Annotated in this window: 24 protein-coding genes and 1 pseudogene; 5 read left to right on the top strand and 20 right to left on the bottom strand. The window is 66.4% G+C overall.

All coding sequences use genetic code 11. The annotated features are described in order from the left end of the window. Positions 1-34: 34 nt before the first annotated feature. The 11 genes from hflX to ndk all read right to left on the bottom strand — a co-directional run bounded on the left by hflX (position 35) and on the right by ndk (position 11673). Positions 35-1279, bottom strand: coding sequence for a GTPase HflX (gene hflX, locus VSR71_RS00375; RefSeq protein WP_342912020.1), 1245 nt, complete (start codon positions 1277-1279; stop codon positions 35-37). 277 nt (positions 1280-1556) lie between these two features. Beyond that, a complete protein-coding gene (hfq, locus tag VSR71_RS00380; protein WP_029046151.1) occupies positions 1557-1796 on the bottom strand; it encodes an RNA chaperone Hfq in 240 nt (79 codons plus the stop codon). A 212-nt stretch (positions 1797-2008) separates the two neighbouring features. After that, positions 2009-3352 (bottom strand): ribosome biogenesis GTPase Der, encoded by a 1344-nt coding sequence (gene der / locus VSR71_RS00385; protein WP_342912021.1) that lies wholly within the window; start codon positions 3350-3352, stop codon positions 2009-2011. Positions 3353-3577: 225 nt separating this feature from the next. Continuing rightward, entirely contained in the window at positions 3578-4753 is a 1176-nt protein-coding gene (gene bamB, locus VSR71_RS00390; RefSeq protein ID WP_342912022.1) for an outer membrane protein assembly factor BamB, read from the bottom strand. 48 nt (positions 4754-4801) lie between these two features. Then, positions 4802-5434, bottom strand: a complete 633-nt coding sequence (locus tag VSR71_RS00395; protein ID WP_342912023.1) for a tetratricopeptide repeat protein — start codon at positions 5432-5434, stop codon at positions 4802-4804. 87 nt (positions 5435-5521) lie between these two features. After that, positions 5522-6928 carry a histidine--tRNA ligase gene (hisS, locus tag VSR71_RS00400; RefSeq protein WP_342912024.1) on the bottom strand — a complete coding sequence of 469 codons (1407 nt, stop codon included), beginning with the start codon at positions 6926-6928 and terminating at the stop codon, positions 5522-5524. Positions 6929-6966: 38 nt separating this feature from the next. Next, positions 6967-8259 carry a flavodoxin-dependent (E)-4-hydroxy-3-methylbut-2-enyl-diphosphate synthase gene (ispG, locus tag VSR71_RS00405; RefSeq protein ID WP_342912025.1) on the bottom strand — a complete coding sequence of 431 codons (1293 nt, stop codon included), beginning with the start codon at positions 8257-8259 and terminating at the stop codon, positions 6967-6969. A gap of 53 nt (positions 8260-8312) precedes the next feature. After that, positions 8313-9287 (bottom strand): RodZ domain-containing protein, encoded by a 975-nt coding sequence (locus tag VSR71_RS00410; RefSeq protein ID WP_342912026.1) that lies wholly within the window; start codon positions 9285-9287, stop codon positions 8313-8315. Further along, complete coding sequence (pilW, locus tag VSR71_RS00415) at positions 9280-10059, bottom strand: type IV pilus biogenesis/stability protein PilW (protein ID WP_342912027.1); 780 nt, start codon at positions 10057-10059, stop codon at positions 9280-9282. The genes VSR71_RS00410 and pilW overlap by 8 nt, the downstream gene beginning before the upstream one ends. Continuing rightward, positions 10056-11210: a 23S rRNA (adenine(2503)-C(2))-methyltransferase RlmN gene (rlmN, locus tag VSR71_RS00420; protein WP_342912028.1), complete on the bottom strand. Its 1155-nt coding sequence runs from the start codon at positions 11208-11210 to the stop codon at positions 10056-10058. Before rlmN ends, pilW begins: the two co-directional genes overlap by 4 nt. A 37-nt stretch (positions 11211-11247) precedes the next feature. Continuing rightward, positions 11248-11673, bottom strand: coding sequence for a nucleoside-diphosphate kinase (ndk, locus tag VSR71_RS00425; RefSeq protein WP_342912029.1), 426 nt, complete (start codon positions 11671-11673; stop codon positions 11248-11250). A 372-nt stretch (positions 11674-12045) separates the two neighbouring features. Between ndk and VSR71_RS00430 the strand changes: the two genes are divergently transcribed. Then, positions 12046-12750, top strand: a complete 705-nt coding sequence (locus VSR71_RS00430; protein ID WP_342912030.1) for a Bax inhibitor-1/YccA family protein — start codon at positions 12046-12048, stop codon at positions 12748-12750. Between the two features lie 68 nt (positions 12751-12818). On the opposite strand, the gene rlmD is transcribed toward VSR71_RS00430, so the two are convergent. Beyond that, complete coding sequence (gene rlmD / locus VSR71_RS00435) at positions 12819-14123, bottom strand: 23S rRNA (uracil(1939)-C(5))-methyltransferase RlmD (RefSeq protein WP_342912657.1); 1305 nt, start codon at positions 14121-14123, stop codon at positions 12819-12821. Between the two features lie 230 nt (positions 14124-14353). Between rlmD and VSR71_RS00440 the strand changes: the two genes are divergently transcribed. Then, positions 14354-15208: an endonuclease/exonuclease/phosphatase family protein gene (locus VSR71_RS00440; RefSeq protein WP_342912031.1), complete on the top strand. Its 855-nt coding sequence runs from the start codon at positions 14354-14356 to the stop codon at positions 15206-15208. Between the two features lie 36 nt (positions 15209-15244). On the opposite strand, the gene VSR71_RS00445 is transcribed toward VSR71_RS00440, so the two are convergent. Genes VSR71_RS00445 through surE form a run of 5 tightly spaced genes read right to left on the bottom strand, consistent with a single transcriptional unit; the run spans position 15245 to position 19863 of the window. Beyond that, positions 15245-16084, bottom strand: coding sequence for a 3'-5' exonuclease (locus VSR71_RS00445; RefSeq protein WP_342912032.1), 840 nt, complete (start codon positions 16082-16084; stop codon positions 15245-15247). Beyond that, positions 16081-17262, bottom strand: coding sequence for an RNA polymerase sigma factor RpoS (gene rpoS, locus VSR71_RS00450; RefSeq protein WP_342912033.1), 1182 nt, complete (start codon positions 17260-17262; stop codon positions 16081-16083). Before rpoS ends, VSR71_RS00445 begins: the two co-directional genes overlap by 4 nt. A 6-nt stretch (positions 17263-17268) precedes the next feature. After that, positions 17269-18147: a peptidoglycan DD-metalloendopeptidase family protein gene (locus VSR71_RS00455; RefSeq protein WP_342912034.1), complete on the bottom strand. Its 879-nt coding sequence runs from the start codon at positions 18145-18147 to the stop codon at positions 17269-17271. Positions 18148-18155: 8 nt separating this feature from the next. Further along, positions 18156-19082 (bottom strand): protein-L-isoaspartate(D-aspartate) O-methyltransferase, encoded by a 927-nt coding sequence (locus VSR71_RS00460; RefSeq protein WP_342912035.1) that lies wholly within the window; start codon positions 19080-19082, stop codon positions 18156-18158. Between the two features lie 28 nt (positions 19083-19110). Continuing rightward, on the bottom strand, positions 19111-19863 hold the full coding sequence (gene surE / locus VSR71_RS00465) for a 5'/3'-nucleotidase SurE (RefSeq protein WP_342912036.1): 753 nt from the start codon (positions 19861-19863) through the stop codon (positions 19111-19113). 220 nt (positions 19864-20083) lie between these two features. On the opposite strand from surE, the gene VSR71_RS00470 reads away from it, so the two are divergent. Beyond that, positions 20084-21058, top strand: a complete 975-nt coding sequence (locus VSR71_RS00470) for an NADPH:quinone oxidoreductase family protein (RefSeq protein ID WP_342912037.1) — start codon at positions 20084-20086, stop codon at positions 21056-21058. A gap of 181 nt (positions 21059-21239) precedes the next feature. On the opposite strand, the gene VSR71_RS00475 is transcribed toward VSR71_RS00470, so the two are convergent. Then, a complete protein-coding gene (locus tag VSR71_RS00475; RefSeq protein WP_342912038.1) occupies positions 21240-22298 on the bottom strand; it encodes a porin in 1059 nt (352 codons plus the stop codon). Positions 22299-22545: 247 nt separating this feature from the next. Between VSR71_RS00475 and VSR71_RS00480 the strand changes: the two genes are divergently transcribed. After that, positions 22546-23223, top strand: coding sequence for a response regulator (locus tag VSR71_RS00480; RefSeq protein WP_342912039.1), 678 nt, complete (start codon positions 22546-22548; stop codon positions 23221-23223). Between the two features lie 31 nt (positions 23224-23254). Further along, positions 23255-24655: pseudogene (locus tag VSR71_RS00485) on the top strand (sensor histidine kinase N-terminal domain-containing protein); the annotation flags it as partial. Positions 24656-24701: 46 nt separating this feature from the next. Here VSR71_RS00485 and VSR71_RS00490 read toward each other — a convergent pair. Both VSR71_RS00490 and VSR71_RS00495 read right to left on the bottom strand, forming a co-directional pair. Beyond that, positions 24702-25493: an ABC transporter permease gene (locus tag VSR71_RS00490; RefSeq protein ID WP_342912040.1), complete on the bottom strand. Its 792-nt coding sequence runs from the start codon at positions 25491-25493 to the stop codon at positions 24702-24704. A gap of 53 nt (positions 25494-25546) precedes the next feature. Next, on the bottom strand, positions 25547-26359 hold the full coding sequence (locus VSR71_RS00495) for an ABC transporter ATP-binding protein (RefSeq protein ID WP_342912041.1): 813 nt from the start codon (positions 26357-26359) through the stop codon (positions 25547-25549). Positions 26360-26389: the final 30 nt, after the last annotated feature.

Below are 26389 nucleotides of genomic sequence, written 5' to 3' on the forward strand. Positions count from 1 at the left end.
ACCCAGGTCGCGCAAAAGGCCGCGCCGGCGTGGCTCAGGACCTTGCCCCCGGCTGGGCGGCATCGGCGTCATCGCCTGCCAGATCGTCGCTGTCGCTACCGTCCTCATACAGATGGGCGTCGCCCAGCCGCTGATCGTAGGGCGCGGGTTCCGGCGGGCGGCTGGCCAGCCACTGGGCCACCTCGACCACCACTTCGCGCAGCGCATCCAGGCCGATCCCTTCGCGGGCGCTCAGGAACACCCGCGTGGGAATGCCGTCTTCATCGCGCTCGATGCGCGGGCCCTGGTCCAGCAGTTCCGGCGCCGCATCGATCTTGTTCATCACCACGATCTGCGGGATGTCGGACGCGTCGATCTCTGCCAGCACGCGGTTGACCTGTTCGATCTGCTCATGGCGCACCGGGCTGGATGCATCGACCACATGGAGCAGCAGGTCGGCATGGACCGTTTCCTCGAGCGTGGCACGGAACGCCGCCACCAACTGCGTGGGCAGGTCGCGGATGAATCCGACCGTGTCGGACAGCACCACGTTGCCCAGCCCGTCCAGGAACAGCCGGCGCGAGGTGGTATCGAGCGTGGCGAACAACTGGTCGGCCGCATAGGCGCGCGCCTTGGTCAGCGCATTGAACAGCGTCGACTTGCCCGCGTTGGTATAGCCAACCAGCGAAATGCTGAGCGTATCGTTGCGCGCGCGTGCGCGCCGCTGCGTGCTGTGCTGGCGCTGCAGCCGCGACAGGTCTGACTTGAGCCGCTTGGCGCGGTCATCCAGCATGCGCCGGTCCAGCTCGAGCTGGCGCTCGCCGGGGCCGCCGCGCATGCCGATACCGCCCTTCTGGCGTTCCAGGTGGCTCCACGCGCGCACCAGCCGCGAGGCGCGGTACTGCACCTGCGCCAGCTCGACCTGCACCTTGCCGACATGGCTCTGCGCACGCTGCCCGAAGATATCCAGGATCAGGCCGGTACGGTCGATCACGTGGCGGTTCAGGAAGCGCTCGAGGTTACGCTGCTGCGCCGGGCTGAGTGCGTGGTTGAACACGACCACGTCGGCATCGAGCGCGTCGGCGGCTTCCTTCAGTTCCTCGGCCTTGCCCGAGCCGATGAACAGCGCCGGATCCGGCCGCGAGCGGCGGCCCGTCAGCGTATGCACCGGCAGCGAGCCGGCGGTGGAGGTCAGCAAGGCGAGTTCGCTGAGGCTTTCCTCGAAATCATGCTTGCCGAAATCGACGCCGACGAGGATGGCGCGCGACGGGGCAGTGTTGGAAGTAGCTCTGGGATCCAAGGGATGGCGCGAATGCGCTGGGAATTAGGAATAGCGAGGAATAGCGGAACGCTTTCCGATGGTTTCAGGGGATGGCCGACGGAAGTCCCGCCCTGCCCTGTCCCCAGCCGGAACGCCTACCCGCACCGGGCGGGAGGCCGTGGCAGCGAGATACGCCGCCAGTCCGGCAGGCACCGGCCGCGCTGGCGCACCGGTACCGGGCATCGGTGCAACCCCACGGGGTGCCAGGCCGATGCCTTGGGTCGGCGACCGCGGGTTTCCGCGGCCGCGAGGCAGATCAGTTCTCGGAGGAATCATCCACGCGGAAGTTGACCGCGCGCGCCGGAACGACGGTGGAAATCGCATGCTTGTAGACCATCTGCGTCACGGTGTTACGCAGCAGCACGACGTACTGATCGAACGATTCGATATTGCCTTGCAGCTTGATGCCATTGACGAGGTAGATGGACACCGGCACGTGCTCTTTGCGCAGCGCGTTCAGGAACGGGTCTTGTAGCAGTTGCCCTTTGTTGCTCATGGCACACTCCAAATTTATAGGTTTAGTGGTGAATGATGGGGATGGAAATCCCCGGTTCAAGTCAATCGGCGCAAAAACGCGCCAGAAAAAAGATCAAAAAACGGTACCAAGTCGGCGTCAATGCACAGGGAACCCCCTGCTACCGTGAATTTAGCCGCAGTTCCAAACGAACGCAAACGAAAACTGGCCCCGCCAAGGATCCGATTCCGGACTCAATCCTTCGAGTCCGCGTACGGATTTTTGTTCGTACGGAATTCGATGCGCAGGGGGGTGCCCTTGAGCTTGAAGGCCGCACGGAAACGGTTTTCGAGATAGCGCCGGTAAGTCTCGGCAATCCCCGACAGCGCATTGCCGTGGATCACGACGATCGGTGGGTTCGAGCCACCCTGGTGCGCATAGCGCAGCTTGGGACGCGACGCACCGACGCGCTTGGGTTGCTGGAATTCCACGGCTTCCTGCAGCACGCGCGTCAGCTGCGGCGTCGGCAGCTTGACCATGGCCGCGGCATAGGCGTCGTCGACGGAACGCATCAGCGCGCCGATGCCGGTGCGCTCGCGCGCCGACACAAAGTGGAAATTCGCGAAGTTCAGGAATTGCAGCTTGCGCTCGAGATCGTGCTTGATGCGGTCGCGGGCATGGCCATCCAGCCCGTCCCATTTATTGACGCCGACCACCAGAGCGCGTCCGGATTCAACGATAAAGCCGGCAATATGCGCGTCCTGGTCGGAGATGTCCTGTTGCGCATCCAGCAGCAAGATCACGACGTTGGCATCGGCGATCGATTGCAGCGTCTTGACCACTGAAAATTTTTCAATCGCCTCAAACACCTTGCCGCGCCGGCGCAGGCCAGCCGTATCGATCAGCGTATAAGGCCTGCCGCCGCGTTCGAATTCCACGTAGATGGCGTCGCGGGTCGTGCCCGGCATGTCGAATGCGATCACGCGTTCTTCGCCGATCAGCGTATTGACCAGCGTGGACTTCCCCACATTGGGGCGCCCGACGATGGCGATCTTGACGCCCTTGCCGTCCACGGGCTCTTCCGCGGCCAGTTCCGGGCGCTCCTGCACGGCCAGCTCGATCGCTTCGTCGACCAGCTCGCGCACGCCGTCGCCGTGGGCAGCGGAGATCGCGTACGGATCGCCCATGCCCAGCTCGTAGAAATCCGCGGCGACCGAGGTGTACTTCATGCCCTCGGCCTTGTTGACCGCCAGCATGATGCGCCGGCCGGTCTTGCGCAGGTAGTCCGCGATGGCGCGGTCCTGCGGCGCCAGGCCCAGGCGACCGTCGACGATAAAGATCACCACGTCGGCCTCGACCACCGCCTGCTTGGTCTGCTTGGCCATCTCGGCGACGATGCCTTCCTTGACCACCGGCTCGAAGCCGCCGGTATCGATGGCAATGAACGGACGCTCGCCGACGCGCCCCTCACCATAGTGGCGGTCGCGCGTCAGGCCCGGCAGGTCGGCGACGAGGGCGTCGCGCGAGCGGGTCATGCGGTTGAATAGCGTCGACTTCCCCACATTGGGGCGGCCGACAAGTGCGATAACTGGTTTCATGCAATAAACGGAAACGGGGGCCGGCACCTGCCGCCCCCCGGTTACTCCGGAGTCAATGGATCCGACGGCACGCGCGCCCGGTGGGCGCGCCTTGCCGCTTGTCCTGTCGGGGCGCGGCGTCGGTCAGCGACCCGCTGCGCAAATTGCCGCACGACCAGGGATCATGCTACCGGATTCGGCGCGCACCGTACCGACAGGTGTACGGCAGCGCGCACTGCTTGCTGGTCAGCCCGGCTGGAACCCGAAGACGTCGCCGTCGCGAGTCTGGATCACCAGCGTCTGCCCCGCCACCACCGGCGCGGCGGTGATGGCGCTGCCATCGGTCTTCATGCGGGCGACGACCTGGCCGTCATCGCGCGACAGGAAGTGGACATAGCCTTCGAAATCGCCCATCACCACCGAGCGACCCAATGCCAGCGGCGCACCCAGGCGGCGATTGCGCATCTGGTCGTTCTTCCAGCGCTCGCTGCCGTTCTGGCGGTCGAAGGCATGCACGACCGACTGCTCGTCGCTGGCATAGATCGCATTGTCATCCTGCGCGGGGCCGCTCGGCGACGAGAAATCCTTGCCCCACTGCGGCTGGCCGTTGGTCAGCTCAAGGCAGGCCACGCGCCCCTGGAAGGTCGTGGCGCAGACCTGGCGGCCGCTGATCATCGGCTGGCCGGTGACATCGTTCAGGCGCTCGATCTCGGACACGCCCTTGGGATAGGAAATCGTGCTTTCCCAACGCAGCACGCCGTTGCCCGGCGTCAGCACGCCCAGCTTGCCGCCGGGAAAGCCCATCACGATGCCGTCACCGGCAAACACCATGCCCATCGCGGCGCGCAGGTTCAGCGGCGTCTGCGAGCGCTGGTAGATCCAGCGGCGCTCGCCGGTCTCGGCATCGAGGCCGAACACCCGAGTGTCGGTGGTTCGCACCACCACCAGGCCGTTGCCGACCAGCGGCGCGGACAGCACCTCGCCGTTGACCTGCTTCTTCCAGATCTGCTTGCCGCTGGCGTCGAAAGCGTAGATCGCACCCTTCTCGCCGGCGACCGCGGTCACCGAGCCATTGCTGCCCGGGCCGGAGGTCAGGTCCAGATCCGTCTTGGCCTTCCACAGCACGCGCCCGGAGGCGCCTTCCAGCGCCATCACGTTGCCGTTGTGGGACGACACATAGACATTGTTGCCTGCCGCGGCGGGCTGCATCGAATACGGGCCGCTCTTGCCCACATCGGCCTTCCACGCCTGGCGCACCGTCAGCGTGGCCGAAACGGGCTTGAGTTCGGCGGGCGGGTGCTTGTTTTCCTTGCTGAACAGCGAGCAGCCGCCCAGCGCGGCCAGGCAGGCAGCTGCCACCAGCGCGCGGGTGGCGGCGCGGGTGGGCTGGCGATGTACGGCACGGGAAAGCACTGACGTCATAAGGTTACGGTCCTGGTTTTGCGTGATGCCAAAGCGCGTGCGGCCGCATCAGGCCGCGCCCAGCGCATCGAGCTTGAACTGGATGATCTGGCGCGTGGCCGGCTCGGCCTCGCCCAGCTTGTCCAGCGCCTTGCGATAGGCCGCGCGCGCGTCGTCGCGCTTGTCCTGCGCGGCGAGCAGGTCACCGCGGCGGTCGGCATACAGCGACGCGAACGCTGCCGGCGGTTCGTCCTTCAGCAGCGCAAGGCCTTTGTCATAGGCCTTTTCGTCGAGCAGCACACCGGCCAGGCGCACCTTGGCCAGATGCGCGTATTCTTCGTCGCCGTGGTCGATGGCCCACTGCAGCTGGGTCTTGGCCGCGGCGAGGTCGCCAGCGTCATACAGCACGCGGCCGGCAACCAGCGCGCTCATCTGGCCATAGGCGGTACGCCCGAACTTGTTCTCCAGATCGGTCGCGGCGCGCTTGATGCGTTCGACGTCGCGCGCCTCGGCGGCCTTGAGCACCTGCTCGTACAGCACCGCGGCCTCGCCGGCCTGCTTGCGCTCCCAGTACTTCCAGCCGTTCCAGCCGGCAAACGCCAGCAATGCGGCGATGAGCACCCAGGTCAGCGCGTTGCCGTACTGGCGCCACCAGGCCTTCAGATTCTCAAGCTGTTCCTGTTCTTCTAGATCGTAAGCCATGTCGAGGCAATCACCTGCGTTGGTTGGATACGGGCGTCTTGGTTGACGTTGCGGCCGAAGTGCGCTTATTCCGCGCCTACTCCGCGCTTATTCGCTGGCGCCGACCATGGCGTCGATCAGGTAGTCGACCAGGCCCTCGGCCTGCACGGTGGCCTGTTGCCCACCGCCTTCGGCCTGATCGCGCTGGCGAAGTTCCTTGACCTGGACCACGCCAGCGGCCACTTCGTCGTCGCCAATGATAACGGCATAGGCCGCGCCGCTTGCGTCGGCGCGCTTCATCTGCGACTTGAAGCTGCCGCCCTTGCCGTCGGCGCTGGCGTGCAGCACCACGTCCAGGCCGGCGTCGCGCAACCGCTCGGCCGCAATCATGGCCTGCTGCGCGGCGGCTTCGCCCTGGTGCACGAGGTAGACATCGCAACCCGCGGCGTCGGGCACCACGCCCTCTTCGCGGATCAGCTCGATGATGCGCTCGACGCCCATGGCCCAGCCGCAAGCCGGTGCCGGCTTGCCGCCCATCTGCGCGATCAGCGGGTCATAGCGGCCACCACCGGCGATGGTGCCCTGCGCGCCGAGCTTGTCGGTGATCCACTCGAACACCGTCAGGTTGTAGTAGTCCAGCCCGCGCACCAGGCGCGGATTGATCTTGTACGGGATGTTGTTGGCCTTGAGCAGGCGCTGCACGCCCTCGAAGTGAGCCAGCGACTCTTCGCCCAGGAAGTCGATCAGCTTGGGCGCGTTGGCGGCCATTTCCTGCAGCGCCGGATTCTTGGTATCCAGCACGCGCAGCGGATTGGTATACAGGCGGCGCTTGCTGTCCTCGTCCAGGATGTCCTGGAAGCCTTCCAGGTACTTGATCAACTCCTCGCGGTGGGCGGCACGCTCATTGGCCTGCCCCAGCGAATTGATCTCCAGGCGCACGCCGGTCAGGCCCAGGTCGTCCCACAGGCGCTGGCACATCAGGATGATCTCGGCGTCGACGTCCGGACCGGCGAAGCCCAGCGCCTCGGCGCCCAGCTGGTGGAACTGGCGATAGCGGCCGCGCTGCGGGCGCTCGTGGCGGAACATCGGGCCGGTGTACCACAGGCGCTTGGGGCCGTCGTACAGCAGGTTGTGCTCGATGGTCGCGCGCACGGCGGCGGCGGTGCCTTCGGGACGCAACGTCAGCTGCTCGCCGTTGAGCGCATCGGTGAAGGAGTACATCTCCTTCTCGACGATATCGGTCACCTCGCCGATACCGCGCACGAACAGCTGCGTGTGCTCGACGATCGGCGTGCGCAGTTGCTGGTAGCCGTAGGCGCGCAGCATGGCACGCGCGGCATTCTCGAAATGCTCCCACAGCGGCGCGTCGGCCGGCAGCATGTCGTTCATGCCCTTCACGCCCTGCAGCGCCTTGGCGGCCTTCACCTTCTGCTCGGCCTTCAGTTCGGCCTTCTGCTCGGCTTTCGGTTCAGTCTTGGCAGCGCCGGCGGCGGCTGCGTTGTCGGATTGCGTCATTCTGTTCTTGTCAGCTTCTCGGGCCTGGCCGGTAGGGCTCAGGCTGCCACTTCCTTATCGGCCCGTGCAGCGCCCGGACCGTAATGTGTGCGCACGTACTCGTCGACGATCGCCTGGAATTCCTCGGCGATGCGCTCGCCGCGCAGCGTCTTCACCTTGACGCCGTCGACGAACACCGGCGCCGCGGGCGACTCGCCCGAACCCGGCAGCGATATGCCGATATTGGCGTGCTTGCTCTCGCCCGGGCCGTTGACGATGCAGCCCATCACGGCCACATCCATTTCCTCGACGCCCGGATAGGCGGTTTTCCAATGTGGCATCTGCTCGCGCAGGTACGTCTGGATGCTTGCCGCAAGCTCCTGGAACACCGTGCTGGTGGTTCGGCCACATCCCGGGCAGGCAATCACCATCGGGGTAAAGTTGCGCATTCCCATGGTCTGCAGGATTTCCTGCCCCACATACACTTCCTTCTCGCGCGGTGCGCCGGGTTCCGGCGTCAGCGAGATGCGGATCGTGTCGCCGATGCCTTCCTGCAGCAGCACCGACAGCGCCGCGGTGGAAGCGACGATGCCCTTGCTGCCCATGCCGGCCTCGGTCAGGCCCAGGTGCAACGCATAGTCGCAGCGGCGCGCCAGTTCGCGGTAGACCGCGATCAGCTCCTGCACCTGCGACACCTTGCACGACAGGATGATCTGGCTGCCCGGCAGCCCGATCTCTTCGGCCTTCCTTGCCGAATCGATCGCCGAGGTGATCAGCGCCTCGATCATCACGCTCTGCGCGGGCCAGGGCTCGGCGCGCGACGCGTTCTCGTCCATGATGCGCGCCAGCAGGTCCTGGTCGAGGCTGCCCCAGTTCACGCCGATGCGCACCGGCTTGTTGTAGCGGCACGCCATCTCGATCATCTGCGCGAACTGCGTGTCGCGCTTGGCGCCCTGCCCCACGTTGCCGGGGTTGATGCGGTACTTGGACAATGCCTCGGCGCAGGCCGGATAGTCCTGCAGCAGCTTGTGGCCGTTGTAGTGGAAGTCGCCCACCAGCGGCACATCGACGCCCATGCGGTCGAGCTGCTCGCGGATCGACGGCACCGCGGCGGCGGCCTCGGGCGTGTTCACCGTGATGCGCACGATTTCCGAACCCGCGCGCGCCAGGTCCTTGACCTGGATCGCCGTGCCGATGGCGTCGACCGTATCCGTGTTGGTCATCGACTGCACGCGCACGGGCGCGTCGCCGCCGATGGTCACCACGTTATCGCCCCATACGACGCGCGCCTGGCGCGTCTGGCGGCGCGGCAGCGAGCCGGGGAGGACCGGGAGACAGAGCTGTTGGTTCATAGCATTACCACCTTGCAAAGACGCACTGCGCCGCACCTTTCGCCGACCCCGGATCAGGGCAGCGTCAGGCGCGCAACGTTGTTGCGGTTGGCTGCCTTCAGGTCGACCGGCTCGCCGTTACGCGTCATCGACTCGACCCCCTTGACGTTGCCGATCACCACCTTGTACGGAGCCTTGCCGCCACCGGCCACGGCCTGGCCGGCCTTGGCGGTGCCGCCCAGCACGACCTTGCCGCTGCTGTCGCGGACTTCATACCAGGTGTCGCCGGCGAAGCGGATCTGCAGTTCGCCCTGGCCTGCGGGCGCTGCGGGCGCAGGCGTTGCCGCGGCCGGTGCAGCGGCAGGCACGGCCGCCGCGACCGATGCCGGCGCCGCGGTCGCGGTCACGGCGCTGGCCGGCGTGGTTTCAGCCGAGGGCGCTGGCGAGTCGGCGGCGGCCATTACCGGCGGCAGCGCCGCAGTCACCGTGCCGGGCTCGGTCGATTGCGCGGCGGCATGTTCTTCCGTCGTGGCAGTCTCGGTCGCGCTGCTGCGGGTCTCGATCCAATGGCGGATATGGTCCAGGCCAAACCAGCCACCGGCGGCCAGCACCACCGCCACCAGCGCCAGCCAGACCCAGCGCCCGCCGGCTCCGCCGGTGCGGAAGCGATTGCGGTCGTCGAACGCCGCATTGAGGCTGCCCTCGCGCTGGCGTGCAATCTCGGTGACCGGTGCCACCGGAGGCTGAAAGCGCGCCAGCAGCGCGTCGATATCGACATGCAGCATGCGCGCGTAGGCCCGCATCACGCCCTTGGCGAAAGTGATGTCGGGCAGCCCCTGCAGGTCACCGCCTTCGATCGCGCGCAGCTTCGGCGCCGCCACCTTCAGACGCGCGCTGACGTCTTCCACGGACAGCCGCTGCGCTTCGCGCTCGCGCGCCAGTGCCGCGCCAATCTCGCGCGCTGCGGCTTCGCGGTCTCCTTCGTGCGCGCCACCGCCGACGTATTGCGTCGGTACGGCCTGGCCTGCGGCGCGGTCGTGCTCACTCATCCCATGCTCCTTGTTCGTAGGCGGTCAACTCACGCGAATCGGGGAAGCGGCTGCGCAGCTGCGCCACCAGCGCATCCTGCGTGCGGCCATCGCCCTGGCGGTGTGCAATGCGCGCTCCCAGCCAGAGGGATTGCGCACTGGCAAATTGGCTGCTGTTGACGCGCTGGGCAAACTGCCGGGCCTGCGCGAAATCGCCGCGGCGGTAGTAGACCAGCGCCAGATTGGTGTTCGCCACCGGATTGTTGCGGTCGTAGCCGAGCGCGGCCTTCAGATTCTTTTCCGCCTCGGCGCTGTTGCCGCGACGCAGCTCGCACGCACCCAGGCTGATCAGCGGCTTCACCGGGCCGCCCGCCGACGGTGCCGACACGGCGCGCTGCAGCATCGGCACCGCGTCGCCATAGCGGCCCGACTGGCACAGGAACCAGCCATAGTTGTTGAGCAGGTCGCCGTCGTTGCCGCGCATCGACACCGCGGTGCGGAAGCTGTCGTCGGCCAGCGCCTGCTCGTTCATGCTCATATAGATCAGCGCGCGCACATGGTAGGCATCGGCAAGCGACGGATCGATGGCGATTGCCTGCTTGATCTCGTCAAGCGCGACCGCATTCTGCCCGGCCTCGAGATAGTTGGTGGCCAGCTGCAGCCGGATGCCGGCGCGGCGCCTTGCATCGGTCTGGTCGGAAGCGGTCTGGAGATCCTGCGCCGGCGAGTGCGGCAGCTGGCAGCCGGACAACATCAGCAGCCCGAACAGGGCCGCAGCGATCAGACGGATCATGCAGGGCGAGCCTCCCGAGGCTGGCCGGCGCTGTTGACCGGCACCAGTGGCGTGATCTTGCCGAACTTGCCGCGCTCGGCCAGTCGGGTACGGTCCTTCACTTCCCCGGCCAGCTGACCGCAGGCGGCGTCGATGTCGTCGCCGCGCGTCTTGCGGATGGTGGTCACGACGCCGGCGTCCATCAACACCTGCGCGAAGCGCCGGATCTGCTCGTTGTTGGAACGCTTCAGCCCCGATTCGGGGAAGGGATTGAATGGGATCAGGTTGAACTTGCACGGCACGTCGGCGACAAGCTTCAGCAGTTCCCGCGCATGCTCGACGCCATCATTGACGCCGTCCAGCATGCAGTATTCGAAAGTAATGAAATCGCGCGGCGCGAATTCAAGGTAGCGGCGGCATGCCGCCATCAGTTCGGCCAGCGGATACTTCTTGTTCAGCGGCACCAGCACGTCGCGCAAGGCGTCATTGGACGCGTGCAGCGACACGGCGAGGGCCACCGGCAGGTCCTTCGACAGCCGATCTATCATCGGCACCACGCCCGAGGTGGACAGGGTCACGCGCCGGCGCGACAGGCCGTAGGCGTTGTCGTCCAGCATCAGCCGCATGGCCGGCACCACGGCATCGTAGTTCAGCAGCGGCTCGCCCATGCCCATCATCACCACGTTGGAGATGACGCGGTCGTCCTTGGGGCCACGGCCCAGCTGCTCGCGCATGGCGAACTCCGCCATCCATAGCTGGCCAATGATCTCGCCCGTGGTCAGGTTGCGCGAAAAGCCCTGCTTGCCGGTCGAGCAGAAGCGGCAGTTGACCGCGCAGCCCGCCTGCGAGGAGACGCACAGCGTGCCGCGCGTTTCCTCGGGGATGTACACCGTTTCCACGGCGTTGCCCTGGCCGACGTCGAGCAGCCACTTGCGCGTGCCGTCGGCCGACAGGTTGTCGGTGATGGCGGCAGGCGCGCGGATCTCGGCCCGGGTCGAGAGCTTTTCGCGCAGCGACTTGGCGAGATCCGACATGGCGTCGAAACGGCTGGCACCGTAGTGGTGGATCCAGCGTTGCAGTTGCCGCGCACGGAACGGCTTCTCGCCGAGCTCGCCGCAATAGGCGGTGAGCGCGTCCGCGTCGAGGTCGAGCAGGTTGACGAGATCGTTCATGACGGCAAACTCGGCTTCAGTGTCAGTCAGCAGCCGATCAGCGGCCGTAGACGTTCATGCCCGGGAAGAAGAAGGCAACTTCCACGGCGGCGGTTTCGGCGGCGTCCGAGCCGTGCACGGCGTTGGCGTCGATGCTGTCGGCGAAGTCGGCGCGGATGGTGCCCTTCTCGGCCTTCTTCGGGTCGGTGGCGCCCATCAGGTCACGGTTCGTGGCGATGGCGTTCTCGCCTTCCAGGGCCTGGATCATGACCGGACCGGAAACCATGAAGTCGACCAGGTCCTTGAAGAACGGGCGCTCCTTGTGCACCGCATAGAACTGCTCGGCTTCGCCGCGCGACAGGTGCACCATCTTGGCAGCAACGATCTTCAGGCCGGCGGCCTCGAAACGGGCGTAGATCTGGCCGATAACGTTCTTGGCCACGGCATCCGGCTTGATAATCGACAGGGTGCGTTCGATCGCCATGAAAAACTCCGAAAAATGAAGGGGTTACAAATGGATTAAACGTGCAATTCTAGCACGAAGACGATGACCCTTTCGAGGGTCTGGGCCGCTCTGGCGCGGGTGTAACCGGTCGAACGGCACATCCTGCCCGCAAGTAGCATCGCCTGCACATTACATCCTTGTCATGTCCGGAACGTGGCGCCCCGGCGTCCGTCAAACGAAGGCAGCTCTGAACGGGCTGAAACAGGGGCTTGGGTGCCTGCGGGATTACCCCGCCCTTGCAATTCGGCCCACCAGATGCCACATTGACGATGGTTCCGTCCGCGGTCGATCCGAAAATTCTCCTTATTTCGGACAGGCCCGGCGCCTCACCGTTTCGAGACAGGAGTCACCATGGATAACAAGCTGAATACCTACGGTTTCGGCAACAGTGCGTCGACCGTCACTGACGTCGTCGTTCGCAACCGGGTCTTGCGCAACACTTACTGGCTGCTGGCCCTTTCGATGATCCCCACCGTGCTCGGCGCGTGGGTTGGCGTGGCCACAGGCTTCAGCTTCATGGCGGGCAGCCCCGGCCTGTCGCTGATCCTGTTCCTGGCTATCGCGTTCGGGTTCTTCTTCGCCATCGAGAAAACCAAGAACAGCAGCATGGGCGTGGTGCTGTTGCTGGCGTTCACGTTCTTCATGGGACTGATGCTGTCGCGCCTGATCAGCGCAACGCTTGCATTTTCCAACGGACCGGCGCTGATCATGTACGCCTTTGGCGGCACGGCGGCAGTGTTCGGCGCGATGGCCACCATCGCCACCGTCAGCAAGCGCGATTTTTCCGGCCTCGGCAAGTTCCTGTTCGTCGGCGTGATCCTGCTGATCCTGGCCAGCGTTGCCAATATCTGGCTGCAGCTGCCGTCGCTGATGATCACAGTGTCGGTGATCGCGATCGGTATCTTCTCGGCGTACATTCTGTTCGATGTACAGCGCGTGGTGAACGGCGGAGAGACCAACTACATCACCGCCACGCTGGCGATCTACCTCGACGTGTACAACGTCTTCGCCAACCTGCTGGCCCTGCTGGGCATCTTCGGCGGCAACCGGGAATGACGGCAATCGCCGCGGCATGAAAAAAGCCGGCCACTTGGCCGGCTTTTTCTTTTGGGCGCACGCAGCGGTCAGTCGCGGTCGAACACCGCGATCGACTCCACGTGCGACGTATGCGGGAACATGTTGACCACGCCGGCGCCGCTCAGACGGTAGCCCGCTTCGTGCACCAGCAGGCCGGCATCACGCGCCAGCGTGGCGGGACTGCACGACACATAGACGATACGCCGCGGCAGCACGTCGCTGCCCTGCTGCGCCAGTTCGCCCAGCGCCTTGCTCACCGCAAGCGCGCCTTCACGCGGCGGGTCGACCAGCCAGCGGTCGAAGCGGCCCAGCGCGGCGATGTCGTCGGCGGTGACTTCGAACAGGTTGCGGCATGCGAACTCGGTCCTGGCGGCCAGCCCGTTGTACTCCGCATTGGCCAGCGCGCGCGTGGTCAGCGCCTCGCTGCCCTCGATGCCCATCACCGACTTGCCTTGCGTGGCCAGCGGCAGCGTGAAGTTGCCGATGCCGCAGAACAGGTCGAGCAGGCGATCGCCCGGCTGCGCATCGAGCAGGCGCAGCGCGCGGCCGATCAGCACGCGGTTGATCTGGTGGTTCACCTGTGTGAAGTCGGTCGGCTTGAACGGCATGCGGATGCCGAATTCCGGCAGCGTATAGGCCAGCTCGACATCGGTCGGGTAGAACGGGTAGACCGTGTCCGGCCCCTTCGGCTGCAGCCAGAACTGGACCTTGTACTCATCGGCGAAAGCGCGCAGCAGGTCCTTGTCAGCGTCGGTCAGCGGCTCGAGGATGCGCAGCACCAGCGCCGTCACTTCATGACCGACGGCCAGTTCGATCTGCGGCATGCGATCGCGGATCGAAAGCCCCGCCACCAGTTCGCGCAGCGGCACCAGCATCGCCGAGACATGCGGCGGCAGGATTTCACAACGCGTCATGTCGGCGACATAACTGCTCTTGCGCTCATGGAAGCCCACCAGCACGCCACCCTTCTTCACCACGTGGCGCACGGTCAGTCGCGCGCGGTAGCGGTATCCCCAGTCCGGGCCGGCGATCGGCCGGAACACCACGTCGGGCTTCACCTTGGACAGGTGCCACAAGTTGTCTTCCAGCACGCGCTGCTTGATCGCAAGCTGCGCGCGCGAGTCCAGATGCTGCATCGAGCACCCGCCGCAGACGCCGAAATGCTGGCAGCCCGGCTTCACGCGCATCACCGATTCCTGCAGGACTTCGCCCAGGTGAGCCTGCTCGAAGCTGGCCTTGCGACGGTAGCTGCGATAGCTGACGGTCTCGCCCGGCAATGCGCCTTCGACGAAGATCACCTTGCCAGGCGTGCCGTCCTCGTTCACCAGGCGGCCGACCCCGCGCGCCTCCATGTCGAGGCTGTCGATCGACACCACGGGGTCGGCGCCGGGAGCATTGACATTGGCGCGGCCACGGGCCTCTTTTGCGGCGGGGGCTGCACCCGGTGCGACAGATTCGGGCGCGACGGCGGACGTTTCTTGTGGGGAGGACACGGCTTGGGACACCAGATAAAACCTGACGTATTGTTTTACGAAAGCGCGATTGTATGCCAGACCGGACGGATCAATGACGGAGGCCTTGTATGGAACTGATTTCCTGGAATATCCAATGGGGCCGCGGCGCGGACGGGCGCGTGGACCTGGCGCGGCAGGTGGACACACTGCGCGCGATGGCCGATGCCGACGTGATCTGCCTGCAGGAAGTCACGCGCAACTTCAGTGAACTGCGCGGCACGCCGGGCGACGATCAGGTGGCCGAGCTGACAGCCCTGCTGCCAGGCTACCACTTGCTGTTTGCGTCGGGCGTCGATCGCCGCGGCCACAACGGCGCCCACAAGCAGTTCGGCAACCTGATTGCTACAAGGCTACCAGTACGCGAGGTATTCCGGCACGCATTGCCGTGGCCAGCGGACCCGCAAGTGGCCTCGATGCCGCGCGTAGCGCTGGAAGTCACCGTCGAGGCCGGCACGCAGAGGCTGCGCGTGATCTGCACGCACCTGGAGTATTACTCGACGCTCCAGCGCGCAGCGCAGGCCGAGGCCCTGCGCGACTGGCATGTACAGGCCTGCGATCATGCGCGACGTCCAGGCCGCAGCGAGAAGTGGCCCGGGCCGTTCACGCCGGAAGCGCGCCCCGCCGAAGCCATCCTGTGCGGCGACTTCAACAGCAAACCCGACGACGTCGCTTATCGCCGCATGCTGGAGCCGTTCGCCGACACCACCACGCCGTGGTGCGACGCCTGGCTGCAAACGCACCCGGGCCAGCCGCACGCGCCAACCTGCGCCATCCATGACAAGGAGCAATGGCCCGAGCCACCGTTCGCCTGCGACTTCATGTTCGTCACGGAGAATCTTGCCGCGCGCATCCGGCGTTGCGAAGTCAACGCCGATACCGCCGACTCGGACCACCAGCCGATCCTGCTGTCGCTAGACCTTTAGGGCTGCCGTGGCGCACGCCGGCGGGCGCCGGCGCGATCAGTCCTCGAAGTCGTCGACTTCGGGCGTGAGGCGCTGCAGGCGGAAGGCCTGCAGATATGCCATCCACTGTTCGCCGGGCAGTTCCGCCAGCGATTCCTGGACCAGCGCCATCTCCATGTCGAACTCGCGCGGCGGCATGCCGCCGCGCATCAGCTGGAAACGGCAGTACATCAGGTAGGTGTTGACGACGTCGGTCTCGCAATAGGCGCGGATCTCGTCGAGCTGGCCAGCCTGGTAAGCATGCCAGACCTTGCTGCCATCCATGCCCATCTTGCCCGGGAAACCGCACAGCTTGGCGAGGTCATCCAGCGGCGCGCTGGCGCGCGGCTGGTACATCGCCAGCAGGTCCATCAGGTCCAGGTGCCGCATGTGGTAGCGGCTGATGTAGTTGTTCCACTTGAAGTCGCGGCTGTCTTCGTCGCGGCCCTCGCCCATCTCCCAGTAGCGCGGCGCGGTGACGCCGTTGACCAGGCCGCGGTAATGCAGCACAGGGAGATCGAAACCGCCACCGTTCCATGAAACCAGTTGCGGGCTGTAGCGGGCGATCAGTTCGTAGAACTTCTGGATCAGCGTGGCTTCATTGTCCTCGGTGGTACCGAGGGAGCCCACGTGGAACACCGCCGAGCCATCGCGGTGCGTGCGCCGCAGCACGCAGGAAATCGCGGCGACGCGCTGCAGGTAGTGCGGCAGGAAATCGCTGCCGGTTTTCTCGCGGCGGGCGGCGAAAGCGTGTTCGGCGACTTCGCCGTCGCTCATCGCATCGGGGTGGTCATGCAAACGGCGCAGGCCGGCGACATCGGGAATGGTCTCGATGTCGAATACCAGCACAGGGGTCATAAAACGGCGTCCTTCCTGACACCTTGCGAAGCGAAATGCCGCTTGAGCTTGACCAGCGCCTCCTGCTGGATCTGGCGTACGCGCTCGCGCGTGAGGCCCATCTCCTCGGCGAGCTCTTCCAGCGTGGCGGGCTCGATATGGTTGAGGCCGAAGCGGCGCTCCACCACATAGCGATGCTTTTCCGACAGGCGCGCCAGCCAGAGCTTCATCAGCCCTTCCAGCTCTCGGTGCGCCACTTCCTGGTCGGGGGCGGCGTTGTGCTCGTCGGAGAGGAAATCCAGGAGGCTCGAGCCGGGATCGAGGTCGAACGGCGTATCGAGCGAGGTGGTGTGTTCGTTGAGTGCCAGGACGTCCTGCACTTCGTCCGGCGTCTTGCCCAGCAGGTGGGCGATGTCTTCCAGGCTGGCGTCGCGCCCGTCGGTGCCACCCTTCTCCAGATGGCGCTTGGCGCGCAGCACCTGGTTCAGTTCGCGGATCACGTGCACCGGCAGGCGAACGGTGCGGGCCTGGTTCATGATGGCGCGCTCGATGCTCTGGCGGATCCACCAGGTTGCATAGGTCGAGAAGCGGAACCCGCGCGACGGATCGAATTTCTCGATCGCGTGCATCAGGCCCAGGTTGCCTTCCTCGATCAGGTCGAGCAGCGGCACGCCGCGATTGAGGTAACCCTTGGCGATGCTCACCACCAGCCGCAGGTTGCGCTCGATCATGACCTGGCGCGCGGCAAAGTCGCCGTCCTTGGCCAGCGTGGAGAAATGCAGTTCCTCCGGCGCGGACAGCAGCGGCTTGATGCTGATGCGGTTCAGGTAATGCTGGACGGTGTCGGCGGCCAGCTCGGTATGCAGCACCGTGCGGAAGTCATCGTGCTCGGCCGCTGCGCCGTCGCTGCCGTTCTCGCCTTCGCTGTCTTCCTCGTCCTCGGACTCGTCATCGTCGTCATCGCGCAGATGGCGGTCGTTGTCGTCGGCGAGCAGGTCCGCCTCGCGCAGGCCCACCGGAGTGGAGGTGGCGATCGGCTCGTCGGTCGCGGGAATCAAATCGGCAGCGAGATCCGGCTCGAACGCTTGCGCGTCGGCGTGCTCGTCGGGATGTGCCACACCAGCCTTCACTTCCGGCTGCTTGGGACGGCGAGCCCTGCTGACAGTTGTTCCGGAGGAGACAGTTTTCTGGCGTGGCATGAACCCTCACTGTGGCGGCAGGTACCGCATCGGATCAACCGGTTTTCCGTTCTTGCGAACTTCGAAGTGAAGCTTCACCCGGTCGGTATCACTGTTGCCCATCTCCGCAATCTTCTGGCCCTTGCGGACCGCGGATTGCTCTGCCACGAGCACCTTTTCGTTGTGCCCGTACGCAGTAAGAAATGTCTCGTTGTGTTTGATGATGACAAGATTCCCGTAGCCGCGCAAGGGGCCAACGTGAATCACTCGGCCATCATCGGCGGCCAGCACCGCATCGCCCTTCGTGCCCGCAATATCGATGCCTTTATTACCCTTGTCGTCGAATTTACCGACCATCTGGCCGGTTGCCGGCCAGGCCAGCTTGATCGCGCCGTCGGCGGCCGGCGCGGCCGGGGTGGCGGCCGCTGCCGCTGCCGCTGCCGCAGGCGTTGCCGGCGCTGCCGGCGTTGCAGCCGCAGACGGCGGCGCGGGCGTGCCCACGGGGCGCGCCTGGTCGATCGGCTGGGACTGCACCGTGGCCGGGGCGATCGGCGTAGTGGAAACCCCGGGCGCGGCGTTGACATCGGCGCCCGGAGGCACGATGCGCAACAACTGGCCAACTTCGATCTGGTTCACATTGGACAGGTTGTTCCAGGTCGCGACATCACGGTACGACTGGCCGTTCTCCAGGGCGATTCGATAAAGCGTATCGCCTCGCTTGACCCGATAGTATCCCGGCGGTGCCGGCTCCATCGACGCGGCGGCCGCGCCCGAGGTGGAGGTGCGGTCAACGACAGGGGCCGGCATCGGCGAATTAGCGCAGGCGGCAAGCAAGGCCGTCAGCGCAGAAGCCGTAAAAAGTTGACCGGCGCGTGCGAAATATTGCGATTTCACGATGTTGTGCATAGTTCGACTCAGATGGTGCCCGATTTTAAGGGCACAAAGAAAACGGCTTCAAGCGCGGTTCTGTGAAAGCGATGGCGGTTGCGCCGCTCGATCAGCAGCAGCTGTTGCGTTACCGTCTGGCCGGGCACGCCCGCCGGCGGCGCCACGGCCACCGGGGCGATCAGCCGCCCGCCCACCTCCAGTTGTTCCAGCAGCGCCTGTGGCACCTCCATGCCGGCGGCGGCCAGGATGATGGCCGAGAACGGGGCCGCCTGCGGCAGCCCGAGCATGCCGTCGCCATAGTGCAGGCGAAGGTTGGGCACGCGCAGCGGGCGCAGGTTCGCCTTGGCCTGTTCATGCAGCGGCCGGATGCGCTCGATCGAGAAAACTTCGCGCGCCACCTGGCTCAGCACCGCGGCCTGGTAGCCGCAGCCGGTGCCGATCTCCAGCACGCGCTCCAGCGGCGTGTCGGCGGCCAGGCCGTCGCGCAGCAGCTCGATCATGCGCGCCACCACCGATGGCTTGGAAATGGTCTGCTGGTGGCCGATCGGCAGCGCGGCGTCTTCATACGCCTGCGATGCCAGCCCCGGCTCGACGAACAGGTGGCGCGGCACCGTGGCGATGGCCGACAGCACGCGCTCGTCGCGGATGCCGCCGGTGCGCAGCCGGGCCGCCAGCGCGGTACGCGCGCGCGCGGACGCCATGCCGCCGCCGCCGGCCGTGGCCGCCGAGGCGCGCTGCTCCACGGCGCTCGCGGGTGCGGGCGCAGGCGCCGGCGCGGCGGTACGCGGCAGCCTTGGCTTGGCCGGCTTGGGCGGTACGGCCGGCGGCGCGGCCGTCCCCGTGCGCCGCGCGTCGACGGCCGGCATGCCGGCGGTGCGGGCCGGTGCGGGCTTGCGTTCGACGACCGCGTCCAGCGGCAGGGGGAACTTGTTGCGTCGGGGCGTGGAACTCATCGGGGGCGCGACACTGCGAAGCGGCTGCCTACTTCAGCCACTGGTCGAGCGCGTCGAGCTGCCCGCGATGGGTCAGGTCGAGCTGCAACGGCGTCAGCGAGACATAGCCGGCGGCGGTGGCATGGAAGTCCGTGCCTTCGCTGGCATCGCGCGCATCGCCGGCCGGGCCGATCCAGTAGTTGGTGTCGCCGCGCGGATTCACCTGCGTGATCACCGGCTGCGAAGGATGGCGCTTGCCCAGGCGCGTGGCGAGATAGCCCTTGATGTGTTCGAACGGCAGGCTCGGAATATTGACGTTGAGCAGGAAGGGCTCGGCGGGCGGCTGGCTGATGATGCGCTCGACCACGGTGCGCGCGACGCGCGCGGCCGCATCGAGGTGCTCCCAGCCCTTGTCGACCTGCGAGAAGGCCACCGCCGGGATGCCGAGCAGATAGCCTTCGATGGCGGCGGCGACGGTGCCGGAATACAGCACGTCCTCGCCCATGTTCTGTCCCTGGTTGATGCCGGACACCACCAGGTCGGGCTTCTCTTCCAGCAGGCCGGTCAGCGCGATGTGCACGCAGTCGGTCGGCGTGCCGTTGACGAAGCGGAATCCCTTCTGCACGCCTTCGCGCGCTTCGTAGATCGACAGCGGGCGCTGCAGCGTCAGAGAGTTGGAAGCGCCGCTGTGGTTCTGCTCGGGCGCAATGACCGTGATCCGGCCCAGCGGGGCGAGCGCCGCATGCAGAACGGCCAGTCCCGGCGCGAGATAACCGTCATCGTTGGCAAGGAGGATATGCATGGCGCGATTGTACCTGAGCGCGCGCCGCACAAGCGCCCCGTGCGCCGCGCCGGAATCGCGTCCGGGTGCACGCTGCGACCCGGTATGCAGGGCGCAAATAACCGGCACCGCGGCTTCGGCATGGAACAGAACGACCGTGCTATTTGTACGCTACACTTGCCCTGCCCGCCCGCATAAGCTTGACTGGCGCGGAATGCCACACATATCGAACGGAGACAAGATGAAAGCCGTACTGTGCAAAGCCTGGGGCCCCCCTGATTCGCTGACCGTGGAAACCCTGCCTGACCTGGTGCCGGGCGCGGGCGAAGTGGTCATCGACGTGAAGGCGGCCGCCGTCAACTTCCCGGATGTGCTCATCATCCAGAACAAATACCAGGCCAAGCCTGCCCTGCCGTTCAGCCCCGGCTCCGAACTGGCCGGCGTGGTCAATGCGGTGGGCGAAGGCGTCACCCACGTGAAGCCGGGCGACAAGGTCATCGCCTACCTCGGCAACGGCGCATTTGCCACGCAGGCCAAGGCGCCCGCCGCCTCGGTGGTGCCGATGCCGCCGGGCATCGACTTCGAGACCGCCGCGGCCTTCACGCTGACCTACGGCACTTCGCACCATGCGGTGATCGACCGCGGCGAGTTGAAGGCGGGCCAGACCATGCTGGTCCTCGGCGCGGCCGGCGGCGTGGGCATCGCGGCGATCGAGATTGGCAAGGCCATCGGCGCGCGCGTGATCGCCGCCGCGTCGACCGACGAAAAGCTGGCGGTGTGCAAGGAGCACGGCGCCGATGCGCTGATCAACTACAGCACCGAAGACCTGCGCGAGCGCGTCAAGGCGCTGACCGACGGCAAGGGCCCGGATGTCGTCTACGACCCGGTGGGCGGCATCTATGCCGAGCCGGCGTTCCGCTCGATCGGCTGGCGCGGCCGCTACCTGGTGGTGGGATTTGCCAATGGCGAGATCCCGAGGCTGCCGCTGAACCTGGCGCTGCTCAAGGGCGCATCGCTGGTGGGCGTGTTCTGGGGCGACTTCGTGCGCCGCGAGCCCAGGGCCAACCAGGCCAACATGGCGCAGATGCTGGGCTGGATGAAGGAAGGCAAGATCCGCCCGCATATCTCGGCGCGCTATCCGCTGGAACAGGCACCGCAGGCGCTGAAGGACATGGAAGCGCGCAAGGTGACCGGCAAGATCGTGATCGTGCCCTGAAGCACGCACCAGGCGGCGGGCGCCCTGCCCGGCCGCCGGTAAAAGAAAGGCGCAGGACGTGCGGCAACGCCCTGCGCCCGCTGAGGCAACGCGCCTCAAGCTGCCTGCCGACCTTGTCGGCGTACACCCCTACGCCAGGGCGGCAGGCAGTTCCCAATCGTCATTCCGCAGGTCTCTCCCGTCAGAAGCGGTGCTGCAGGCCGGCCATCACGCCGGTCTGGTTGCTGGCATAGCCGACCAGGTCGCGCGACACGCTCACGTTCTGCCCATTGCGGGCTTCCGCATAGCCCACCGACAGGTAGGCCAGCGTGCGCTTGGACAGCGCGTACTGGCCGCGCAGCGAGAACAGGATCGGGTCGGCGTTGTTGCCGCCCTTGATGTTCTGCTTGTAGACCGCGCCGTACAGCGTGAACGCCGGAGTGAAGTCGAAACTGGCGCCGCCCCAGTACATGTCGCTGCGGTCGTCCGGTGCGCCGGTGGTGAAGGTGCGCTTGTAGTTGCGGTAGCCGGCGTACAGTTTCAGGTCGCCGAAGGCGTAGCTGGCGCCGGCGTGGATGCCCTGGATGTAGTCGGTGCTGTCGGCCGGCGTGGTGCTGGTGCCGGCACCGTTCTGGCGGTCCCATGTCGCCGCCGCGGCGAACTTACCGGCGTTGTAGCCGACGCCGAGCGCGTACTTGGACGAGCTCTTGAAGTCCCCCGCCACTTCGCCCAGCGCCATGGTCGCGCCCAGCTTCAGTCCGCCAAAGCTGCCGTCATAGCGGATCGCATTGGAAGCGCGCGAGAACAGGCCGTCCTTGCGCCCGCCGGTGGCGGTCGACGACGTGGCCCACGAATAGGCCGGCGCATAGCCCATCGGATCGAACGGCAGCATGAAGTCGTAGGTGGTGGTGAAGGTGCGGCCCAGCACCACCTGGCCATACCGGCCAGACAGCCCCACGGTGGCGCGGCGATCGAACAGCGTGTTGTCGCTGTCCAGCCGGCCGGTATCGATAGCGATGCCGCTTTCCAGGTTGAAGATGGCCTTGAGCCCGCCGCCCAGGTCTTCGCTGCCGCGGATACCCCAGCGCGACGTGTTCTTGCCGCCCGAGGTCAGCTTCACCGCCGACCCGTCCGGGCCGGCATGGCTGACGTATTCGATACCGGCGTCCACCAGCCCGTACAGGGTCACGCTCGACTGGGCGGATGCCGACCCGGCTGCAGCCAGTCCCATCGTCGCGATTGCCATGGCCGTACGCTTCATGCTGTCTCCTTGCTTTGAGTGCTTGTTGTGGTCTTGATGCTGGAACGGGGCGGATGGTAGGCCACGCGCACTTTCAGTTCGCTTTCGGAATCGGGGCAATTCGCGTGTGGCGACGCCGGGCGGAGTTGGGGGTTTCCCTAGCTTCTAAGCCGCAGCAGATCGCTGTATCAGTCTGGCCTCGGCCATCCGGCCGGATGGCCGTGCCGCTTTGCCGATCTTTTCGCCCTATTCCAGTTCCACCCGTTCCATGCGTATCCTGCTTGCCGAAGACAATGTGATGCTGGCCAACTCGCTGAACCAGGCTCTGGGCCAGGCCGGCTTCACGGTCGACTGCATGCACGACGGCCGCAGCGCCGACAGCCTGCTGTGCACCCAGGACTACGCGCTGCTGATCCTGGACCTCGGCCTTCCCGGGCTCGACGGGCTGGAGGTGCTGCGCCGCCTGCGCCAGCGCCGCAACCCGCTGCCGGTGCTGATCCTGACCGCGCATGGCTCGGTGGAAGACCGCGTGCGCGGCCTCGACCTCGGCGCCGACGACTACCTGGCCAAGCCGTTCGACCTATCCGAACTGGAGGCGCGCGCCCGCGCGCTGATCCGCCGCAGCCACGGGCATGACAACACGCAGCTGGCGTTCGGCCCGCTCCACTACGACAGCATCAGCCGCGCGTTCAAGCTGCACGGCGAGCTGCTGGCCCTGACCGGCCGCGAGCGCGCCGTGCTGGAGGTGCTGATGCTGCGGGACGGCCGCGCGGTCAACAAGGCGGCGCTGTCGGAGAAGATCTACGGCATCGACGAATCGGTGAACCCGGACGCGATCGAGATCTACGTGCACCGGCTGCGCAAGAAGCTCGACGGCAGCGGCGTGGCCATCGTCACGCTGCGCGGACTCGGCTACCTGCTCGAGTCGCGGCCGACGTCGGCCTGATCCGCCTGCGATCGCCCTGAGACCGGCCACCATGAAGATCCCGCGCCAGCCGCCCAGCCTGCGGCTGCAGCTGTCGCTGTGGCTGCTGGTGCCGCTGATGGGCCTGCTCGCCCTCGATGCCTGGCTGACGTACCAGCGCGCCATGTCGGCCGCGCATACCGCCTTCGACCGCACGCTGGAAGCGTCGCTGCGCGCGATGCGCGAAGGCATCCGGCTGCGCGAGGGGCGGCTCGACGTGGACCTGCCTAACCTCGCGCTGGAACTGTTCGACGACCAGGCCGGCCCGCACATCTACTACCGCATCCGCGACGAAGACGGCGCCACCGTGACCGGCTACGAGGACCTGCCGATGCCCGCCAAGGCGCCGCTGCAGCTCTACCGCACCGTGTTCTACGACACCGCGTTCCGGGAACAGGCACTGCGCATGGCCGCGCAGCCCCTGCCGGTCCACGACGTCGGCTCGGCACGCACGCGGCTGGTGTGGGTGCTGGTCGGCGAAACCATCGAGCCGCGCCAGCTGCTGGCGCGCGACATCCTGATCGGCTCTCTGCTGCAGGAGCTGATGCTGGTGACGCTGGCGCTGGCCATCGTCTGGTTCGGCGTGCGGCGCGGGCTGCGGCCGCTGCACCGGCTCTCGGACGCGGTCGGACGCCGCGGCACCCAGCTCGATCCGATCGAGCAGAAGGACCTGCCTGCCGAGATGAAGCCGCTGGTGCAGGCGCTCAACCAGTACATGGCGCGGCTATACCGCATGGTGCAGGCGCGCAAGCGCTTCTTTGCCGATGCCGCGCACCAGCTCAAGACGCCGCTGGCGATCATCCAGGCGCAATCCGAACTGGCATTGCGCGAATGCGATGGCGAACGCGTGCGCGAGCATATGCGGCTGCTGCACGGCACCGTGCGGCATGCGTCCAAGGGCGTGCAGCAGCTGCTGTCGCTGTCGCGGCTGGAACCGGATGCAGGCTATGAACCCACGCTGCGGCCGCTGCGACTCGATACGCTGGCGCAGGGCGTGGCGCTGGAATGGGCACCGGTGGCGCGCGGCGGCGACGTCGACCTGGGCTTCGAGCAGAACGGACCGGTGCAGCTCGACGGACAGGCCGAGCTGCTGCAGGAGCTGACCGGCAACCTGATCGACAATGCGATCCGCTATGCCGGCCGTGGCGCGGTGGTCACCGTGCGCGTTGCACTGACGGCCGGCGTGCCGGTGCTGCAGGTGGTGGATAACGGTCCAGGCATCGCGCCTGCCGAGCGGGATGCGGTGTTCCGCCGCTTCTATCGCGGCGAGAGCGGACAGTCCGCGGAAGGCACCGGACTGGGCCTGTCGATCGTGCGCGAGATCGCGCGGTTGCACGGCGCCAGCGTGGCGCTGTCAGAGACGCCTGGTGGCGGGCTGACCGCCTCGGTCCGCTTCGGCGTGGCGGATGCAGGAAACGAGGGCGAGAATGAGGGCGAGGACGAGGGCGAGGCCAGCCCGCTTACAGCTTCTCCGTCTCCCCGTTTCTGGGCTGCCACTTCATCAGCCGCTTCTCGCCGATGCCGACCATCCAGTCCAGCATCAGCGCAAACGCCGTCAGCACCACGATGCCGGCGAACACCGTGTTGATGTCGAAGGTGCCCTCGGCCTGCAGGATCAGATAGCCCACGCCCCGTGCCGAGCCCAGGTATTCGCCCACCACCGCACCGACAAAAGCCAGTCCCACCGAGGTGTGCAGCGACGAAAACACCCAGCTGGTTGCACTCGGGAGGTACACATGGCGCAGCAGCTGATGCTGGTTGGCGCCCAGCATGCGCGCGTTGGCGAGCACCACCGGGCTCACTTCCTTGACGCCCTGATAGACATTGAAGAAGACGATAAAGAACACCAGCGTCACCGCCAGCGCCACCTTCGACCAGATCCCCAGGCCGAACCACACCGCGAAGATCGGCGCCAGGATCACGCGCGGCATCGAGTTCATGGCCTTGACGTAGGGATCCAGGATCGCCGAGGTCATCGGGCTCAGCGCCAGCCACAGGCCCACGCCGAGGCCCGCCAGCGTGCCGATGCCGAAGGCCAGCACGGTCTCGAGCAGCGTCACGCCCAGGTGCAGGTAGATATCGCGCTCGATGAAGAACCAGTTCCAGATCCGCTGCGCGACCATCAGCGGTTCGCCGAAGAAGAAGGCGACCTGCTGCGAGCGCGTGGCGATGTGCCAGACACCCAGGATCACTACCAGCACCAGCAGCTGCCAGACGCGCAGCATGCCCTTGGAGTCGTTACGGAATGCCATCGGGATTCGGTTGTCGTTCGGTTGTCGTTGTAATGACGTTGCAATGGGCGGGCTCAGGCCACCTTGCGCTGCTGCGCATAGCCCTTGAGCACTTCCTCGCGCAGCACGTCCCAGATCGCGGCGTGCAGTTCGACAAAGCGCGGATGGTTGCGGATCTCGGCCACGTCGCGCGGGCGCGGCAGGTCGATGGCGAACTCGCCGATGGGATGCGTAGCCGGGCCTGCCGACAACACCACCACGCGGTCGCTCATGGCGATGGCCTCGTCGAGGTCGTGCGTGATGAACAGCACCGCCTTGCGTTTTGCGGCCCACAGGTCCAGCACCTCGTTCTCCATCAGCTGGCGCGTCTGGATATCGAGCGCGGAGAACGGTTCGTCCATCAGGATGATGTCCGGATCCAGCACCAGCGTCTGCGCCAGCGCCACGCGCTTGCGCATGCCGCCGGAAAGCTGATGCGGATAACGGTCGCCGAAGCCGCCCAGGCCCACGCGGCGCAGCCAGTCCTCGCCCTGCCGCACAGCCTCGGCGCGCGCCACGCCGCGGAACTCAAGCCCGGCGACGACGTTGTCGAGCGCGCTGCGCCACGGCATCAGCGCCTCGGTCTGGAACATGTAGCCGGCGCGCCGGTTGATGCCGCGCAGCGGTTCGCCGAACACGCATACTTCGCCGCTGGAGGGCTCCAGCAGGCCGGCGCCGACATTCAGCAGCGTCGACTTGCCGCAGCCGGTCGGGCCAACCACCGAGACGAACTCGCCCGGCTGGATCGACAGCGTGACGTCCTTGACCGCGGTATAGCGCTGGCTGCGGTCATCGCGCGAGACAAAGGTGCAGGTGACCTTGTCGAGGGAAAGTGCGGGAGTGCTCATGGTGGCCGTGTCGTTCGCCGTCCGTGCCGC

The organism is Cupriavidus oxalaticus, assembly GCF_038900635.1.
GTDB lineage: Bacteria > Pseudomonadota > Gammaproteobacteria > Burkholderiales > Burkholderiaceae > Cupriavidus > Cupriavidus oxalaticus_B.